The sequence below is a fragment of the Geobacillus sp. B4113_201601 genome (assembly GCF_001587475.1).
GTDB lineage: Bacteria > Bacillota > Bacilli > Bacillales > Anoxybacillaceae > Geobacillus > Geobacillus icigianus.
Genome location: NZ_LQYX01000033.1, coordinates 1 through 1556 on the forward strand (window position 1 = coordinate 1; position 1556 = coordinate 1556).

The 1556-nt window shown below is 31.6% G+C and carries 1 protein-coding gene and 1 pseudogene; one reads left to right on the top strand and one right to left on the bottom strand.

Annotated features, from left to right (window positions below; all coding sequences use genetic code 11):
* Positions 1–172 (top strand): annotated as a pseudogene (locus B4113_RS04445) (IS982 family transposase); the annotation flags it as partial.
* 75 nt (positions 173–247) lie between these two features.
* On the opposite strand, the gene B4113_RS04450 reads toward B4113_RS04445, so the two are convergent.
* On the bottom strand, positions 248–1453 hold the full coding sequence (locus B4113_RS04450; protein WP_082799295.1) for an MFS transporter: 1206 nt from the start codon (positions 1451–1453) through the stop codon (positions 248–250).
* Positions 1454–1556: the final 103 nt, after the last annotated feature.

Consider the following 1556-nt stretch of genomic DNA (forward strand, 5'->3'; position numbering starts at 1 on the left):
GGAGAAGTGGATCCAACAAAAACGCAAAGTGATCGAGACGGTGTTCTCGGTTCTGGTTGACCAATACCGGATCACAGAGATTCGAGCGAATTCCATGATCGGATTTGAAGTAGCGCTCGACGGCATATTGTTAGCCTATTCGCTGGTCACACTAGGGCTAGTTGAGTTCTAACGCTCAACTAGCACCACGGGTTTTTTATATTATTTTAGATATTAGTTCCTTCCAAATCGTTGAAATAGTGTTATTCTAGATCTTAAGGTTAAAATCCTTATCTTTAACTGGTTGACGAGTAGAAAAACTATATTTTCTGTAAAAAAACAGCAATAGGACAATATAAAATAATGTGAAAAAGATCATTAATTTTTGAAAACCTAAAATGTCAAATAAAACTCCGCCAAGTATTAATAAAAAAGCATTCCAAAATCCATATAGCTTTTCCATTGAGGAAAATAAGGCTGTTCTCTGTCTAGCATCCATTTTATTAGTATTCAAGTTGCTTAATGTCAATGGTCGCACTCCACCAGATGAAAAACCTAATAAAGCAACAGCTATTACACTTAATACGAAATTATTAGATACTCCCAAAAGTATCATTGCAATAATAGAAAAAACTGTGGTTGCTAGTGTAAGATTTTTGTAACTAAATGTATTATTTAAGCGAACTAATAAACGTGCCGAAGAAAATCCTAACAATGTAAATAAACTGAGAACAACTCCAAAATAGTATAAATTAACTTCGATAACTCTGAAGAGAAAATAAGGTAAAAATCCTATAAATATTGCTAATGGAAAGGCGCGTGATATTGCATAATAATTCTTCCAAAAATTTTCTAAAGAGGTATTTTCCATCTGCGTGTTGTTACCAACAATAGTTTCTTGTACTTGCTTTCTTTCAGATTTATCAGTACCTATACTCAAGATGGCTAAAAATGAGATAAAATTCGCACAAATCGATCCATAAAAAACATACAATTGGTCAAATTTAAACAAAATACTTCCAACAATACCAGCTAATAAAAACGAGATAAACATATAGCTATTTGATGAAGATTCAACTTTTTTATATTTACTTGAATCTTCATTTAATAAAATATGTCTTAATAAACTAGAGTCTGTACCAGCTGTAAGGCTATACCCAATTCCTGATAAGATTTGTGCAATAACCAAAGTATAAAAGTGCAATTCAAATGTAAAAAATAATAAACCTGTTGCCTTTACTAGTTCACCTATTGCAATGATGTATTTTTCTGAGATATACTTCGTCAGCTTCGAACTCCATTGGGAAGAAACCATTAACGTAATCCCATAGATAGCTAATAACAATTCAATGTGGAGAATATCAATGTTATTTAAATAAAAGTAAAGGAATAGTACAGCTAAATGAAAATAAAGCCGAGAAAAAATACGATACATATAAAAAAATAGGAGATTTCGTCTCATAAGAATTGTCATTCCTGTCCTTTAATTATCTATTTTTTTGGTTCATCACCAAAAGATGTACTTGACTTTTAAAGACAAACATGATAGCAATGTTGCTCAAAGAGATGTGTGGTAT